This window comes from Methylobacterium sp. P1-11, assembly GCF_008329595.1.
GTDB lineage: Bacteria > Pseudomonadota > Alphaproteobacteria > Rhizobiales > Beijerinckiaceae > Methylobacterium.
Genome location: NZ_NPKS01000066.1, coordinates 1 through 15,938, shown reverse-complemented (window position 1 = coordinate 15,938; position 15,938 = coordinate 1). Strand labels below are relative to the sequence as shown.

13 protein-coding genes and 3 pseudogenes are annotated in these 15,938 nt (G+C 64.3%); 6 read left to right on the top strand and 10 right to left on the bottom strand.

All coding sequences use genetic code 11. The features are described from left to right. Positions 1 to 115: 115 nt before the first annotated feature. Both CIW48_RS32290 and CIW48_RS32280 read right to left on the bottom strand, forming a co-directional pair. A complete protein-coding gene (locus CIW48_RS32290; protein ID WP_149314424.1) occupies positions 116 to 589 on the bottom strand; it encodes a CsbD family protein in 474 nt (157 codons plus the stop codon). Between the two features lie 337 nt (positions 590 to 926). Then, positions 927 to 2,387 (bottom strand): helix-turn-helix transcriptional regulator, encoded by a 1,461-nt coding sequence (locus CIW48_RS32280; protein WP_149314423.1) that lies wholly within the window; start codon positions 2,385 to 2,387, stop codon positions 927 to 929. Positions 2,388 to 2,730: 343 nt separating this feature from the next. Between CIW48_RS32280 and CIW48_RS34410 the strand changes: the two genes are divergently transcribed. After that, complete coding sequence (locus tag CIW48_RS34410) at positions 2,731 to 3,492, top strand: sigma factor (RefSeq protein WP_246695520.1); 762 nt, start codon at positions 2,731 to 2,733, stop codon at positions 3,490 to 3,492. Here CIW48_RS34410 and CIW48_RS32265 read toward each other — a convergent pair. Continuing rightward, positions 3,422 to 4,750 (bottom strand): alpha-amylase family glycosyl hydrolase, encoded by a 1,329-nt coding sequence (locus tag CIW48_RS32265; RefSeq protein ID WP_149314422.1) that lies wholly within the window; start codon positions 4,748 to 4,750, stop codon positions 3,422 to 3,424. The two genes, CIW48_RS34410 and CIW48_RS32265, sit on opposite strands and share 71 nt — an antisense overlap. Positions 4,751 to 4,941: 191 nt before the next feature. Between CIW48_RS32265 and CIW48_RS33640 the strand changes: the two genes are divergently transcribed. Next, the gene (locus CIW48_RS33640; protein WP_173009474.1) at positions 4,942 to 5,304 is read left to right on the top strand and encodes a hypothetical protein; all 363 of its coding nucleotides are present in this window, start codon (positions 4,942 to 4,944) and stop codon (positions 5,302 to 5,304) included. A gap of 30 nt (positions 5,305 to 5,334) precedes the next feature. Here the strand turns inward: CIW48_RS33640 and CIW48_RS32260 are convergent. Beyond that, positions 5,335 to 5,628, bottom strand: a pseudogene (locus CIW48_RS32260) (transposase); the annotation flags it as partial. A 486-nt stretch (positions 5,629 to 6,114) separates the two neighbouring features. Here CIW48_RS32260 and CIW48_RS32255 point away from each other — a divergent pair. The 3 genes from CIW48_RS32255 to CIW48_RS32245 all read left to right on the top strand — a co-directional run bounded on the left by CIW48_RS32255 (position 6,115) and on the right by CIW48_RS32245 (position 9,339). Continuing rightward, positions 6,115 to 6,789, top strand: a complete 675-nt coding sequence (locus CIW48_RS32255; protein WP_149314425.1) for an HAD family hydrolase — start codon at positions 6,115 to 6,117, stop codon at positions 6,787 to 6,789. Positions 6,790 to 6,998: 209 nt separating this feature from the next. Further along, on the top strand, positions 6,999 to 7,214 hold the full coding sequence (locus CIW48_RS34795; RefSeq protein ID WP_348645152.1) for a hotdog domain-containing protein: 216 nt from the start codon (positions 6,999 to 7,001) through the stop codon (positions 7,212 to 7,214). 1,063 nt (positions 7,215 to 8,277) lie between these two features. Next, positions 8,278 to 9,339, top strand: a complete 1,062-nt coding sequence (locus CIW48_RS32245; protein WP_149314421.1) for a glycosyltransferase family 4 protein — start codon at positions 8,278 to 8,280, stop codon at positions 9,337 to 9,339. 87 nt (positions 9,340 to 9,426) lie between these two features. Here CIW48_RS32245 and CIW48_RS32240 read toward each other — a convergent pair whose 3' ends face one another. The 4 genes from CIW48_RS32240 to CIW48_RS32225 form a co-directional block, all read right to left on the bottom strand. Further along, entirely contained in the window at positions 9,427 to 10,773 is a 1,347-nt protein-coding gene (locus CIW48_RS32240) for a family 16 glycosylhydrolase (protein WP_173009477.1), read from the bottom strand. A gap of 92 nt (positions 10,774 to 10,865) precedes the next feature. Further along, a complete protein-coding gene (locus CIW48_RS32235) occupies positions 10,866 to 11,981 on the bottom strand; it encodes an acyltransferase (RefSeq protein ID WP_149314419.1) in 1,116 nt (371 codons plus the stop codon). 371 nt (positions 11,982 to 12,352) lie between these two features. Then, positions 12,353 to 13,162 carry an FkbM family methyltransferase gene (locus CIW48_RS32230; protein ID WP_173009476.1) on the bottom strand — a complete coding sequence of 270 codons (810 nt, stop codon included), beginning with the start codon at positions 13,160 to 13,162 and terminating at the stop codon, positions 12,353 to 12,355. Positions 13,163 to 13,337: 175 nt separating this feature from the next. Next, entirely contained in the window at positions 13,338 to 14,681 is a 1,344-nt protein-coding gene (locus CIW48_RS32225; protein ID WP_149314417.1) for an O-antigen ligase family protein, read from the bottom strand. A gap of 660 nt (positions 14,682 to 15,341) precedes the next feature. Here CIW48_RS32225 and CIW48_RS34405 point away from each other — a divergent pair. Then, positions 15,342 to 15,484, top strand: a pseudogene (locus tag CIW48_RS34405) (acetyl-CoA C-acetyltransferase); the annotation flags it as partial. Here the strand turns inward: CIW48_RS34405 and CIW48_RS33635 are convergent. Both CIW48_RS33635 and CIW48_RS32215 read right to left on the bottom strand, forming a co-directional pair. Next, complete coding sequence (locus CIW48_RS33635; protein ID WP_173009475.1) at positions 15,447 to 15,743, bottom strand: hypothetical protein; 297 nt, start codon at positions 15,741 to 15,743, stop codon at positions 15,447 to 15,449. The pseudogene CIW48_RS34405 and the gene CIW48_RS33635 sit on opposite strands and share 38 nt — an antisense overlap. Positions 15,744 to 15,839: 96 nt before the next feature. Further along, positions 15,840 to 15,938 (bottom strand): annotated as a pseudogene (locus CIW48_RS32215) (ferredoxin--NADP reductase); the annotation flags it as partial.

Genomic DNA, 15,938 nt, shown 5'->3' with positions numbered 1-15,938 from the left:
GGCACGCGTGTCGGCCTGCGCGGCTGCGGTGGCGAGAGGGGACGCCGTGGTCTGGATCGTGGTCACGCTTTCACTCCGGGTAGTCGGCCGTTCGTAGCCGTATGGCTGTGGTGGCTCAGTCGCGGGTGGCGCTGACGAGCAGGCCGAGGCCGAAGCCGACGGCGCCGGCGATGAGCAGGGAGGCGAGCGGGTACTCGGCGACCTGATGGCTCACCTCGCGGGTGCCCCGGCGCAGGACGTGACCACCGCGCTCGTAAGCGTCCTCGGCGTAGTCGGCGGCCTCGTCCGCCGCGCGGTACACGGAGCGCTGAGCCCGGTCGAAGTGCTCCTCGGCCGCACCCTGCGCGCGGCGGGCGCGGTGCTCGACGTCGTCGGAGCCGACGAGGCCGCCCACGGTGTCGCGGATCTTGCCCCCGATGTCGCGGACGGTGTCCTTGGCCTGTCCGTACAGGTTCTCGGCCTGCCCGGCCGCCTGGCGGGCGCGACCCTCGACCGAGTCCCGCTGGGAGCCGGTGAGGTCGCCCACCGCGCCCTGCACCTTGCCGCCAAGCTCCTTGGCAGCGCCCGTGATCCGATCCGTATCAACCATGTCGTTCTCCTCGTGTGATCGCGTTCGTCGTGGGCGGCGTCTCGCCGCGAGGCGCCGGATGACATCCGTCAGCGATGACCCGAGCCCACGGGCCCGGCTCCGTCGGTCTTCGCTGCGCAGGCGCCACGCTTCTGGCGCCGACCCTCGGTCTCCGTCCGGGCACCGCCGGTGAGTGCGCCGACGGCCTCCTTCACCGAACCTCTGATGTGCCCGGCGGAAGTCGTTGTCCTGTCTTCGGCCGCGAATCCCCCGTCCTGCTGGAGAAGCCCCGCGCCGCGAGGCAGATGTGGGCAAATATCTGCCGTTCAATGATTAGAACATACTAGTACGGCGGTATTCATCCGTCAGAGATGCTCAGCGGGAAGCCGTTCTCGCGTCCCCATACGACGGCCTCGCTGCGCTTGTGGATGCCGATCTTGCGGTAGAGCGCGGCGCCGTGGTTGCGCACCGTGTTGCGTGACAGCCCGAGCTTGCGCGCGATCGCGTCGTCGCTCAGCCCCGAGCAGATCAGGTTGAGGATCTGGCGCTCGCGCACCGTCAGGTTCGGGGCTTCCCCGTTGCCGGCCTCTCGGCCCGGCCGGCGCAGGTTGGCGAGCTTCTCGATCAGACCGCGGCTGAACCAGGACGTGTCGGCCATCACGGTCTCGATGGCGTCGAACAGCTCCCGCTCGGTATGCTTGCGCTCGGTGATGTCCTGGAGGACCAGCAGCACGAAGGCGGCCTCGTTGATCTCGATCCGCTCGGCCGAGATCAGGCAGTCGAGGCTCGCCCCGCTCTCGTGACGCAGGCACACCTCGACGCCGAGCACGTAGCCCTGCCGCTCGAGCGCGGCCTCGACCTGCAGGCGCTGCTCGTCGGCGACCCACAGGCCGGCTTCCGCCGGCGAGCGCCCGACGATGCGGTCCTCGCCCAGGCCGAAGACCCGGCTGAACGCCTCGTTCACGCCGGTGACCTGGAAATCCTGTGCGCGCGCCAGCACGGTGGGCACCGGCGTCATCCGGAACGCCTTGGCGAAGCGCTCCTCGCTCTGGCGCAACGCCGTCTCGGCCTTCCGGCGCAGCTCCAGATCCGCGAAGGTGAACAGCATGCAGGGCTCGTCGCCCATCTCGATCGGCTGGCCGGCGACGATCACGAAGCGGCCGCCGCCGTCGGGCAGATCCAGGCAGGCCTCCATCTGCGGGATCGTGCCGCCGGCGTTGAGCCGCGCGATCGCGAGATCGCGGTTGCGGGCGCCGGCCAGGACGTCGACCTCGTAGACGCTGCGGCCGATCACGGCGTCCCGTGTGAAGCCGGTCATCTCCAGGAAGCCGGCATTGACCTTGACGTGGCGCAGGTCCGACAGGCGCGTGATGACGGCCGGCGCCGGGTTGGCGTTGAACGTCGCCTCGAACCGCGCTTCGGCCTCGAACTGGTCGGTGACGTCCTTGAGGATCAGCGCGAGGCAGCTCGGGTTGCCGTCGCGGTCGGTGGCCACCAGGCTGCGCAGCGAGTGGACGAAATCCTGCTCGGGCTTGTCCGCCCGCCGCACCTCGACGACGACGTCGTGGAAGCGCTCGCCGGCGACCACGCGCTCGATCGGATACTGATTGGGCGTGACGTTGTTGCGGTAGCGCAGGCAGAACCGGTCGCGATAGGCATCGACGGTCGAGCCGAGCTCGTCGAGGCTCCCGGCGCCGTGCATCGCCAGGGCGGCCTCGTTGGCGTAGGCGATGGTCTGGTCGGGCTCGACCAGAATCACGCCCTCGCTCAGGCCGGCGATGATCTGCCGGAGTTCATGCCGGTCGACGCGCGCGGTCACAGCTCGTGCATCCCTTCATGCCGTCACTGCCCGTTCGGCAGCGGGGCACAAACGGGTTGCGCACAAGCCGGTTCCCTCAACTAAGTTATTTTCCTGGTATACCCGCATCATTGACGCGGGCGCATTGCGCAAGAGATGAGTGCTCGCTGCGCCGAGGCGCCATGTCTGAGCGATTTCGTCGCATCCCCGAACAGATCTGACCCTGCCGAACGTGCAAGACATCGGCCGACAAGTGCGCGTAGCCTCCGAACGCGAGGTCGTGATCTCCGGTGCCGCTGCGAGCCTGGGATCAGGTCTTGGCGAGCATTTCCCAGAAGTTGTAGAAAACGATGCGACATCGCGTTTGGGTGGCCTGCTCGCCCGCCTGTCGGAGGCGCCGGACGCCGCGGAGGCTCAGGAACAGGTCGCTGCCGGGTTCGGGCGGGATCTGATCGCGGCGGTGCCGCATCTGCGCCGCTGCGTGCCTGCGCTGGCCGAAGAGCCTGTCGCGGGCGAAGACCTCGTCCGGCTTACCCTTCTGAAGGCCTGGACGCACCGGGCCCGGTTCCGGCCCGGGACCGACATGCCGGCGTGGCTCTCCGCGATCCTGCGCGACGGCGCCGTCAAGCACCCGCTGACGGCGCTTGGCTGCGCCGGCGTGCACGCCGCCAAGTGGCCCGACATGGTCCTCGCCGTCGGCGTTCCGACGGGAGCCTCGGCGGCCAACCGCTTCGACGGAGCTTGGTCGGTCATAGCCACCGCGGAGAGCGGGACCTGCACGGGGCCTTACAGCTACCCCATCGTCATCCGGCACGGCCTCGTCGACGAGGCCGGCGGGACCGGCGTCGATGCGTCCGGCCGAGCCGGCGCGGACGGCCGGATCATCGGCACGATCCGCAAGGGGCTTGCCAGCGTCTCGGTCTCGGGCCGCCTGCGCGGATCCGCCGGGACCGGCCGCTGGAGGCTGTCCGGGCTCGGCGCCTGTGCCGGACGCTGGACGGCTCGCCGCACCGGGTCGGGCGGCGCCGAACTGCCGCAGGCGGGGCCCTCGACGGTCACATGGCCAGGATGGCCCAGCCGTGGGCCGGGAGGGTCACGCGGGCGCCGGGGCCGCCGGCTTCCGTGAGATCGCCGTGGCCGGCCTCGATCGCCCGGGCCTCCGGAACCGGCAGCGGCATGGCCGCGTCGGCGAGGTTCAGGGCCATCAATACGCGCGCGGCGCCATCGCCCAGCGCGAGCACGAGCTGTTCGTTGGTCAGGTGGAGGGTGCGCGTCCGCGCGCGGTGCAGCCCGGCATGACGGCGCCGGAGCGCGATCAGATCCTGATGCAGCCGGTAGATCGGCCAGCCGTACGGGGCGAGATCCGCGGGCGTCGGCGGGAAGGCCGGCCGGACGGCGTCGTCGCCGCCGACGCGCTCCTCCTTCACGCCGCGGAAGGCCTGCTCGTCGCCGGCGTAGATCGAGGGCGTTCCGCCGCAGGTCAGCAGGATCGCGAGCGCATGCGGCAGGTGCCGCTCGTCCGTGAGCCGGCTCGCGATCCGCGTCACGTCGTGGTTGCCCACGAAGGTCAGGGGCGCGAACCGGTCGAGATAGCCGTTGTGCCGGTCCAGGGCATGGGCCAGCTCGAACAGGTTGCGGTCGTTGAGGGCGCTCCAGATCGCCTTCCAGAGTTCGTACTGGGTCACCGCATCCAGGCCGGCCTCCTGCACGAAGCGGGCGTAATCGCCGTGGATCACCTCGCCGACGATGTAGGCCTCCGGATGCGCGAGGCGGACTTGCCGGAGCACGCGCGCCCAGAAATGCGGCGGCACCGCGTAGGCCGCGTCCAGCCGCCAGCCATCGGCGCCACGGGCGATCCAGTGGCTCATGACGGCGGCGACGTGGTCGGCGACCCGCGGATCGTCGTGGTTGAGCGTGACGAGCTGCCGGTGCCCCTCGAAGCAGGCGTAGTCCGGCTCGATGCCCGGGCCGGAGCCCAGCGGCCAGGACAGCCTGAACCAGCCGGCCTGTTCGGATCCGGGCCCGTGCCGCAGGACGTCCTGGAAGGCCGGATGGGCCCGCCCGACATGGTTGAACACGCCGTCGAGCAGGACGCGCAGACCGCGGGCACGGGCCGCCGCGATCAGCGCGTCGAAATCGGCCGCGTCGCCCAGGCGCGGATCGATGCGGAAGTGGTCGATCGTGTCGTAGCCGTGTGTGGAGGCCGCGAAGATCGGCCCGAGCGCCAGCCCGGACACGCCGAGTTCGACCGCGTAGTCGAGCCAATCCCGGATGTGGGCGAGGCGATGCGTGACCGGCGCGGCCGGATCGGCTTGGTCGGGGGCGCCGACGAAGCCGAGGGGGAAGACCTGCCACCAGATGGCCTGTTCGATCCAGGGCGCCACCCGACCTCCGCTTGTCGCCAATCGGGAGCGAACCCGGTTCCGCCGCAATGGTTGCAGGGGGCGTCAGTCCGGCCTCAGCCTCGACCGCCGGTTTTGCGGATCACGATGGATCGGAGCCGTCCGGGCCTCGCTTCCCTCAGCGAAGGATGCACGCGTGGGCCAGGGCGCGTCGCGAGGCGGCATTGCCCGGATTGGCCAACATCGGTCCGACTACGGCGAACAAGTATCTATCCCGCCTGAGTTCCTACTGGCGGTGGCTGGCGAAGAAGGTTCCATCCGCTGCCGTGAATCCCTGGTTCGGCGTGGCCCTCGAAGGAGGCCGACGACGGGAGGACGAAAGGGAGCGGTCGTTCACGACCGGCGAGATGGCGCTGCTTCTCGGAGGCCCGGCCACGCCGCACATGTCCGACCTCATGATGCTCGGCGCGCCGACGGGCGCGCGTCTCGACGCCATCGTGGATCTCAAGGTCAGGGACGTCTCGGCGGCCACGATCCAGATGCAGGCTCGCAAGCTCGAGACCAGGGACCGGCTCGTTCCGACCCATCTGACTTGAGGGAGGTTCTAGGGCGTCTCTGCAAAGGCATGTGAGCCAGAGCCTGGTCATGCCAAGCGTGCCCATGGCGAGGTAGTTTGCGGCTCGCTTCTCGTCGCGGGCGGCGATTCGGCGATACTGCTTGAGCCGTCCGATCAGCCGCTCGACCTTGTCGCGCTCGCGGTAGGCGGCGTTGTCGTAATCGAGCTGGCGGGGCTGATCCTTGCGGGTCGGGATCACCGGCTCGATCCGGCGTTGTCGGAGGCGGCGACGGGCCGGCGGACGGGAGCAGCCCCGGTCGCCTGCCGCCCGGCGCGGACGCGGGCGCGGGCGGCCGCGCCCTGGTCCATTGGAGCATTCAACGCAAACGGACACCAAAATCATGTCGGACAGGCGAGCGATGTTCGCTCAACGACTGCGGCCGGATCGATTGTTGTGCTGAGACCGTGACTCCAGAGATCCGGAAAGCCTGTATCTTTGAAGATAAGACCTCGAACAAAAAACTCTACTCGATCGGCATCGACCCGATTGCGTACTTTGCGTACTCACAGATAAAAGTAAATCTTGCGAACGGACGCAGAATGTATAGTCCAAGGAATTTAGTCGGGCATCGGACGCGCAGTCCCCGCCTGACGGACCGATCTTCGAGGAGCGTTCGACCGCAGCTGAACGATGACGACCCTTGATGCCCGGCAGCGACGGCCAGTCCCTTTTCCCTCGGGCGCAGGCGGCATATGCCGCATCGAGGAATCTAAAGTCGCTCGACTGATCGCGGAGGGGGAACAGGGACATCGATCGGCCACTTCCCCAAAGAGCGAGGAAGGCATGTTGATGCTCAAGGCTGTGATCTTCGACGTAGACGGAACTCTGATCGACTCCGTTCCCCAGCATGCGAGAGCTTGGCAGGACGCCTTTCAGGATTTCGGTCATGACATCCCGTTCGAGGACATCCGCCGCCAGATTGGCAAGGGAGGCGATCAGCTGCTCCCAGTCTTCCTGTCAGGGGACGAGCTGGACGAGAAAGGTGAGGCGCTGGAGAAGCACCGCTCCAAGATCCTGAAGGAGCGCTACCTGCCGACCATCCAGGGCCTTCCGCAGGTGCGTGCGCTCATCGAGCGCCTGCAGGCCGACGGAAAGCAGTTGGCGCTTGCGTCCTCGGCCAAGCAGGACGAACTTCAGACGTATAAGAAAATTGCCGACATCGACGATCTCATCGGCACCGAAACCTCATCGGATGATGCCGAGGAGAGCAAGCCGAACCCGGACATCTTCCAGGCGGCTCTGAAGCGGCTCAACGGGATCGCGCCGACCGACGCCATCGTCATCGGTGATACCCCTTACGATGCCGAGGCTGCGAGAAAGGCCGGTGTGCGCACAATCGGGCTGCTCAGTGGCGGCTGGTCGGCCGAGGAGCTGAAGCAGGCGGGCTGCATCGCGACGTACCGGGATCCGGCAGACCTGCTCGCCCACTACGATGGTTCACCATTGGCCGGGTCACAGACCTAAGCGCGCCGACGAGGGGATGTGCGGCCGATGAGCGACCAAATCCCGGACGTCCCTGGTGGTCCGCACCTGCGCACCGTCGCAATGCCACGCGATACGAACGCGAGTGGCGCCATCTTCGGCGGTTGGACCGTGTCGCAGATGGATCTCGCCGGGGCACCTTCGTCGCCCAGCGCGCTCAGGGTCGCGTCGTCACGGTCAGCATCGATGCGATGCGCTTCCTGCGCCCGATCTCAGTCGGCGATGAGGTCAGCTGCTATTGTACGCTGCACCAGGAGGGTGAGACGTCACTGGCGGTTAAGGTCGAGACGTGGGTTCGGGAACGAAGCGGCCGCCACCCGGAGAAGGTCACCGAAGGCGTGCTCACCTACGTGGCGGTGGACGATGACGGCAAACCTCGTTCCCTGCGCCGAATAGATCAAAGCTAGGCCAGCGCGCACGTCCTGGCGGCATGCTGATTGAGACAGCCGCTATCTCTCGCCCGTCGCAACCCTGATTTGCTGCTCTTCCAGATCGAGCGCGGCCATGAGGATGGCCATTACTTCATGCTCAAGGTCATCCCTGTGATCGGCCAGCAGCCTCGTCCGCGCCGCCTCGAGACGGGGTTGATTGGGGGCGCGGTGGCGCGCCGTCTGAAGGGGGGAGCCACGAAGTCATCGGGGCCGCCCGCTCGGAGGCGGGCGCGGCCAAGTTCGATGGCGCGGGCTTCGCGGCCGTTCGAGGCGACCTCCCTGATGTGGCCAGCGTCGCCGACGCAGCTTAAGGAGCCGATGCCGTTGTCCATGCTGCCTCGCCTGGCGACCTGAACACGGCGGCCCGCGATGAGGCCGCAAGGCGCGCGATCATCGGCGCGCTCCGCGGCACGGCCAAGCGGTTCGTCTATACGAGCGGCTGCCTGATCTACGGATCAACCGGCGACACACAGGCGACCGAGGTCGGCCGACATTCATCGTTACGGCTGCAAGGCCGAGCTATGCGTACAAGAGCAGTTTATGGAACAGGACGCGCCGCGCCATTCTGCGGCCACTTGCAACACCTTGTGCACTCTGGGGAGACGGACCGGCCGGGCAGATGCGTCTCCTCGAGGGGCGCACATTACGCGTGAGCCAGGCTCCGATCATCACGTCACCGTTCGGCCGGGCGCACGCCCACTCTCGTCGGAATGCGGCGGCCGATCCGGGACCGGCAGGCCTCTGCGGTCGCCGGCGGCTGCGTCTTTCTAGGTAGGCGACAGCCCTTGCAGCGTTTCCAGTTCCGTCCTTGCATCAGCGGGCCATTGGACTGCGCGCGATCAGGATCGGCGCATGATTTCTCGCGGCATCGCCCTAGTCATGCAGGGTGCCGCGTTCTTCTAGGTGGTTGAAGGACGGTTCGGTGACGTTACAGCGACCCCTCCAAATCCTAGCTCCCACGCGCTATCCATGGCGCTTCAATGGGCCGCGGCGGTCGCGGCACAGGATCGAGAACCGAAATTTCCTTCCGCTGAACTGGGTGCATCAAGGCATCGAGGGGATTACGGCCTTCAGCCCTTGGCCGCCGCGGCGCTTCGACCTCATTCACGCCTTCAACCGGATCCCTCTCGGCCGTGCGCCCTTCGTCATCGGCTTCGAGTCTCACATGCCCCGGGGTTTCGGCTTGGAGACCAGCCACTATTACGGCGTTCTCTCGCGAATGCTGGCATCCTCACGCTGCCGGGGCATCATCGCGATTTCCAATTATGCGAGAGAAATCTTCAAGGAAACGCACCAGAATAGTCCAATGCGGGATATACTCTACGGAAAGCTGTCCGTCCGGTACCCGAATATCGAGCTTCCTGCCGAGGCAGCTCGGCCCGAACCGGTCGGCCGGGCTCCGTTCGTCGTCTCATTCGTCGGCAACCATTTCGCGCGAAAGGGGGGATGCGTCGCGGTCAGGATGGCCGAACTGGCCCTTCAAAAGAAGCTGCCGGTGCAGGTCGAGATCGTGAGTTCGCTGCAGGTAGGTCGCGGCGTCTGGACTGATCCCCTGGACGATCACTTCTACGATCGCTACCGCGCCGCATTGCAGCTTCCGAACGTTCGCTGGCACGCCACTCTATCGAACGTTGAGGTCCATGCTCTGTTTCGCCGCTCGCATGTTTCGCTCCTCGCGACGTTTTGCGACACGTTCGGCTACAGCGCCATCGAGTCGATGATCCACGGCACGCCGGTAATCGCTACGCGACAGGGTGCGTTGCCTGAGTTCATCGTGCACCGCCAGAACGGCCTTCTTCTCGATCTCGACACGGCGCCGAACGGCGAGTGGATCCATATTGCGCATCCCGACCGTGGTAGTCGGGCTTACGAGAGTCTGGTCGAGGGGGAGATCGAACGGATGGCGCAAGTGGCGATCGGTGAGATAGAGCGGCTGATCGAACGGCCTGACGAGCTCTATGGAATGCGGCGGCGCGCGCGATCCGACGCGCAGCGTCTCTTTGGCGATCAAGAGGCAAATGCATATTGGGACGACCTCTACGAGCGTGCGCTTACGGCGCAGGGGGTCGGTGAAATGCGGCTCAGGCTCGAAACCCGCTGACCGCGACGCGCGGGACGGTGCGCCCGATCAAACGACGGCGGCGCGGGCGTCCCGCGTCGCCGGTGTCCCTGGCCGTGGTTGTCCCCGTCAGACCGGCATGGCGTAGTGTGCCATGTGCTCGACGAGCATGGCCGGTGCTCCCGGAGCCCACTTGCTGGGAGCCATCGGATAGAGACCTTTCTCTGTATTGCCGCCTGCTCCGCCCAGCGCGATCTGAAGCATCATGAAGACGCGATTCGGATCCCCCGGATCGGCCGGGTTAGTCAGAAAGAATCGGTTTGGAACCGAGAAGGTGAGAGTCTCGTCGATCCCGAAGGCCATGCGTTCCGGTGTCCATTCGGACCAATATGTGTGGGGTTCGTCGTACCGGAAGTTGGGCAGAAGCCGCTCGATATCGACGAACTGCCCTTCCTTGGAACCACCGGTTCCGGCTGCGCCCCACCAGTTGGTCTGGTAGGGAAGGACGGATACGGGATCGGGCTGGTTGAAAGAGATCTCGACCGTGTCCTGCTCACAGTTCGGCCAGCGATAATGCGGAAGACACAATTGCCAGCCCGCCGGCCAGCAGCCCTGCTGCATGCTCAGGAGCGCGAAGCGATAGGCGAACCGGCCATAGCCTAGCCGACCATTGTGTTCGGTCGAGACGAGCGGTGTGGAATGGGTGCACCGCTTGCTATGGCCTCCCTGCGTGAGCACGATGGGGTGCGGAAGGCGCTCCGGGACGAGAAGGCGCCGCCCGTCGAGCATCTGCAGCGGTGCGGTGCCGTGCAGCCTTGGATCCGAATAGAGGCCCACTTCAGCATTGGTGAACTGCGCCCGGCCGCTCGGAAGGCTGTTCGTGAAGCAGGGGCGCCCGTCTCGGTCGAGGCCGGTGGCGGTGCAGACGAAGTCCGTGACGAGGTCGCTGTGGAAGTCGCGCGTCCACCCCTTGGCGACGGGTCTCGGCTTCGGCGCGTTCCAGGCTCGCGCGGTCGCTCCAGGCGCCAATGGTGACGGGTCCAAGGCATCCCGCCCGATCCGGGCTGCCCCCTTCGCGATAACAGGACGGAAGTCATAGGTCACGAAAGGCTGGATCCGGATGCTCGCGTCCGTGCCCGGATTCGGCAAGCTTACCGCGATGAGGATTTCATCGACATCGTACTCGAACACGAAGGCGCCGGACTGAGGCGATGCGCCACCGTCGATCTCAAAACGGAGGCAGCACGAATACGCACTCGGTCCACCCCGACGGATCGCCACGGTGGCTGTCCGGCCGTTCGGGCCTATGCGCGCGTCATGGACCGTGTAGGTCGGCAGGTCGTTCGGCGCCGATCCGGTGGCGGCGTCGACGGCTGGAATCCGAGCCGCCGTCGCGCCGGCTGCCAGTAGGGCGAGCATCGCGCGGCGGTTTGGAGACGCGTGCGTCGAACTGGAAAACAGCGGGCTTTGCCTCATGGTCTGTCCTGCGTGCGGGTGAGAGTCTCGGCTCATCGCGGGGCCCGCCCCGCGACGTGAATTGAAGGCGTGCCGGACACATCGCGAGGCCGTCACCCGGCCCGCGTGCGGGCGAGCCGCTTCAGGATGAAGCTCTGCGCCGGTCGTTCGACCACACGATGCAGGACCACCGCGATCGCGATTGCCAAGCCCACCCCGACGACGACGGCCAGCAGGGCGAGTTCCGCGCCGACGCGCGGTGCGGCGATCTTGATCGACGCCTGAACGAAATAAGGATGGCTCAGATAGAGCGCGTACGACGCGTCCCCGAGCAGGATCAAATTGGCCACCAAGCGTCCGCTCAGGGGCGGCAGCGACAGGCATGACGCCACGATGAGCGTCGCGACGAAGCCGTGCTTGATCACCGAGGGCAGGTCGAGATCCAGCAGGTAAAGCAGGAGGGCGCCGATCGCCAAGAGGGCGGCGAGCGCGGTACGTCCCCGATCGATCGGCAGCCCGATCGCGTAGATCTGCGACAGCGTGAGGCCGAAAGCGAACTCAAGGATCATCGGGTTCGTGTAGAAGTGCCACAGCGTGCCTCCCTCAGGCCGTATGCAGCCGACGAGGACGATCAGCGAGAGAAGTGCACAGGCAATCCAGGCGGCATGTCGGCCGGCACTCAGGCACAGGCAGAACAAGGCGTAGAAATACATCTCATAGCAGAGCGTCCAACCCAGGAAGAGTAGCGGCTGAATGAGGCCATTGTCTTTCTGATAGGGTATGAAGAGATAGGACCGGATAATCTTTTCGGTCGACACTGTGGTGCCGTTCACGAGCGCCGGAGCCATCAGGGTGACGAAGACCACGCCGGTGGTGAGCAGCCAGTAGAGCGGCACGACCCGGGCGACACGGCGGACTGCGAAATGGCTTATCCCGCGCGCCGGTTCGGCCGTGTACGCGATGATGAAGCCGCTCAGGACGAAGAAGATGTCGACACCGATGACCCCATCATTGAATGGGTTCGACGCCCCGCCCGCCTCCACCGACAGTCCGCTGCCAACGTGAAACAGAACCACAAGGAAGGCCGCGACGAACCGAAGGATCTGAAGAGCCGGCAGGCGCGCTGGTCGCGGGCCGGCCGTCGGCGTGGCGACCGCCGCTGGAACGGGTTCCCTTCCGTACACCGAGACGAAGCTGTGAGACATGTGGGAGGCGCTCTCCAGGCTCACCCTACAGATCGTCGTGTTCGGCAGCGGAAGCACCTTAGCCGATTGACTTAGAGAATAGGATGCGTCTTCGTCCTAAAGCACATCTCGATAGCAGTCCGCCGCCCGAGATGGGCGACCGATTGTCTTGGTGAACTCAATTGTGCCCGGTGTAAAAGCACGAGTTGCGAATTTCACCACGAAGGTCATCGGGTGTTCCGTCCTGAACCTCCTTCGGGCGTAGAAGCACCGGGCTCCGTTCCGCCGCGGGCGGTGAGTTGGATTTTCGAAGGTTCCGACGCATAAATCGCGATTCCGCTTCGTGTCGAAGTTCTGTATTCCTCGAACATTTTGACGAGCAGAAACCAGACCTTTTATTAATGCTTCCTCGGAGATCACGCCTCTCTCCACTTTGCCGGACGGCTGAAGCTTGCAATGTAATTTGCGACGCCGCTGAAATACTCGGCCCCTCGGTCATAGGTCGTGATTAAGATCGGCACTCCGTCATGTCCCATCCTGTACAGATCCATGCCGAGATTATTGAAAAAGACAAAAAAATCGATAAAGAAGGTTCGTGAATTGACATTGGCGGGCCCAAATTCGAAAGATATCGCACCGATTTTGCCAGTTTTCAGACTATCGATGGCTCCTAGGACGGCTTTCAATTCGTGACCCTCAATATCCATTTTGATGTAATCGATAAAATCTATCTTATTTCGGGCGCGAAAGGCGTCAATAGTGGTAACATCGACTTTGATGATATCGGTAATTCCGGAAAAATCTGATCTATTGTAGGCGGATGCCACCTCGCTGTTCTCACCTTGGTATAGATCCATGGCTCCTTCGGTATCTCCTACGGCCTGTCGTATCAGCTCGCAATTTTCCAATTTCATGGAGTTGATGGCCGGCCAACATTGAGGCTGCGGTTCGAAGATGAATATTTTCGCAGACGAACCCATCGTTGTGAGTCGCTCGAAGATGCGACGCGACCAATTTCCAACATTGCCTCCAATGTCAAAAATAATCGGCTGATCAGAAGATATGAAGCTGACCGCGTTTTCGACCTCCTGCCAATCGGCATCGAAGCCCCCGCCTCTTTTCGATTGGAGGGCGGTCCCAATGTTTTCCAATATTCTCGGGAATGAAGTCAAGCCAGGCAGCGAGAACAGTGAGACCGCGCTCGGCATCAGTTGCTTCTTTAACATAGGTCCTCCGACTTTTGGCGATCTAAGAATCGCTGGCCCTTGAATAGTCATGCACTGACAATATGATTTTCAACCGAATATACGAGACGCCTATCGTCTTCCAATCGAATTTTGATGCAACGCTGTCCGAAGGCCTGCCACTTGACGGTAATCAGCAACGTTTGCGAACCGAAACTCAAAATTGAGTTCGATGAGCAGTGAGGGAAAAATCAGACGAGACTGAAACGTCCGTCGCGGAATAGCCCCCACCTTCATCAGAGCTTCCGGTCGTTGCGTTGATTCCTCTTGCCGTCACCGGGATGAGCGCTGCAAGCAAAAATTGGCTGAAGCTATGATTCTGGAAAAGCGCGTTCTCCAGATTGATCGAGACGGCGAGAGAGAAGCAGAAACTCAGAGGGAACACTTCGGCGTAAGATTGGCCGTTCAATGCTGTTGCGCAGGCTCGCTTGAGACAAGCGGCAAGGCCCAATCCGAAAATTATCAGTCCTGCCAAGCCGAACGCGACCGCCACGTCATAGAAGTTGTTGTGAAAGAACCAGAGCTTCTGGCCGATTGAGTATCGGAGATACTCGACGGGGGTCGAGGTGCTCTCCCAATAAGCCTTGTAGCCAACCCCGAACCACGGGTCCCTCCAGAATTGGTCAGACGCGAACTGCCAGAGAAGGGTCCGTCCGCTTAAGGTTCGATCTTTGCCCGTGTCCTCCAAAAACCGCTGGCCGATCGCATCGCTGTGCAGAGCAACATAAGCCAGCCCAGCGCTCCCTAAGGCGACTGCAAGCCCGACCACGAAGCCTGTGAACACAGATCCTCTCCGCCAGACTGCAGTAACGATGAGCGGACATAGTCCCACTAGGGTTGCAACTTGAGCGGTGGTGGAGTGCGACAGGTAGAGGATGGTGAGCGAACCGATAAATGACGCGCCTGTGATCGGGCGATTCCACCCGTCCAAGAACAAGCAGGCGGCGCAGATAGCGCTGAGTGCCATCATGCCGCCGAGCACGTTCTTATGGGTGTAGATGCCGAACCACACACCTGCGCCGCTAATCGCGCCGCGATGAAACGCGAATTCCGATACGGCCGATAAGATCTGTGCAGCGACGAGAGCCCAGAATAGGATCTTCAATAGGCGGGATTGGCCGAAGTATAGTTGAAAGACATAGCCCGCAACGATAGTCATCAACAACTGCAGGCCGTGATAGAACGAGACGGCAGGGGTGAGCGACCAGAGCGCTGAAATCATGGCCAGCACCGGCCACGCAGTGAGCCAGGGGTTTGCGATCAGGCAGTCGTTAAGCCGAGACAGGCGGCCCAGGACCGTGAGCACCGCCACGACGTCGACGGCGAACCACATATACCGTTCGCCTGACAGGATTCCGAGGAGGGTGCTGTCCGCGTAGCAGGCGCACAGGAAGACGACTGCGAGGGCATCCGCACACCCGAACGGTGGATCGTATGTGACGCCCGCCCCTCGTGCAGGTCCGGAATATTCCAATCCGGACGCGATAAGCCGCATGGCCATTGCTGCTCCGTGTCTCCCACCGTGCTGTCCAACGCCACGATCTGATCGTCGGAGTGATGGAGTCGCGAAACGGAAACCGCCGCAATACGGGTCGCCTACCTCAAAGGGCGGTGCCGAGTTTCACCGGCGAGCGGGAGGGGACCGGGAGGACCCGATGGCCGGCTTGACGATGTCGGCCCGCCACATCGGCGCTCGACTGCTAAGACGGATCCGACCGTCGTTGCTCCGGCCCTTGAAACGCGGCCGACCCCGCATCGACGTGTTCAGAGGCGCTGGCGCAAAGATGCGGGATGCATTTCTGTCGTCGCAGGTGTCATCGGTGTTGAGTGCGGCAGTTCATCCCGCCGAACCCGGTTAATCGGCCGCCCTTTATTGTGTGCGCCAGAACACCTGAAGGCTGATGCAGACTGCCGCGAAGTCTACAGCCCTGAGTAGGTGCAGGACCCTAAAGGCGATGAGGCGCAGGCCGGCTCCGGTGGCGGGCAAGCGTTCGCAGTCGCGGGCCGAGCGTCGAGAGCGTGCTACCCAGGCTGAGGCGCTCGACTGCCCATAGCGGCGTCGCGACAGGATGAAGCCGCGCTTGGCTTCGGGCAGCCTGACCACACCTGGAAAAATGAGTTGATCGGCAGTCGCCTTCGCCGCCCGCCAAGCGGGCCCCGGGGCGCTGTGCTGCCGATGTCCGTAGGCCTGACGATGGTCAATAAGCTGTGCGGCTCGGGCATGAAGGCCGCCATGTTCGCCCACGCGCCCTGCGCGCAGGCAGCGTCAGCGCCGCCGTCGCCCGCGGCATGGAGAGCATGACCAAACGGCCCAGATCGGCATCGAGTACGCCAGGAGGGACCCCTCCGGTACGGTAAGCCATCTCAGGGACAGACCGGTGAAGCCCATCCAGGCGACGACGTTGATTGCGGCGGAGAGACCAAGCCGTCCGAAAAGTTCGCGCGGCACGGTCAGGCGCTCGCCGCGCCCGTAGGCGAGAAGTCCCAGTCCGGAGGCCGCGACGAGACCGGCGACGCCGCGCGCGAGCAGCGGCGGCCAGTCCTGAAGCTCCGGCTTGAGCACCGGCCAGTTCAGCCCCAGCCCGTCGCCGTGGCGAGGAGGAAGAGCCGTCCGGCCTGCGTGCGTGTCACGTAAAGAAATCGCACGAGATCCGGGCCCCTACTTCTCGACGAAGGCCTTCTCGATGACGTAATGGGCGGCCTCGCCGTGGTTGCCCTCCTCGTAGCCGCGCGAGGTCAGAAGCTCGCGGGTGTCGCG

Bases quoted from the DNA above. Each gene is read 5' to 3' on its own strand.
- CIW48_RS32290 (WP_149314424.1), bottom strand. From the start codon at position 589: ATGGTTGATACGGATCGGATCACGGGCGCTGCCAAGGAGCTTGGCGGC.
- CIW48_RS32255 (WP_149314425.1), top strand. From the start codon at position 6,115: ATGCTCAAGGCTGTGATCTTCGACGTAGACGGAACTCTGATCGACTCC.
- CIW48_RS34795 (WP_348645152.1), top strand. From the start codon at position 6,999: ATGCGCTTCCTGCGCCCGATCTCAGTCGGCGATGAGGTCAGCTGCTAT.
- CIW48_RS32240 (WP_173009477.1), bottom strand. From the start codon at position 10,773: ATGAGGCAAAGCCCGCTGTTTTCCAGTTCGACGCACGCGTCTCCAAAC.
- CIW48_RS32230 (WP_173009476.1), bottom strand. From the start codon at position 13,162: ATGTTAAAGAAGCAACTGATGCCGAGCGCGGTCTCACTGTTCTCGCTG.
- CIW48_RS32225 (WP_149314417.1), bottom strand. From the start codon at position 14,681: ATGGCCATGCGGCTTATCGCGTCCGGATTGGAATATTCCGGACCTGCA.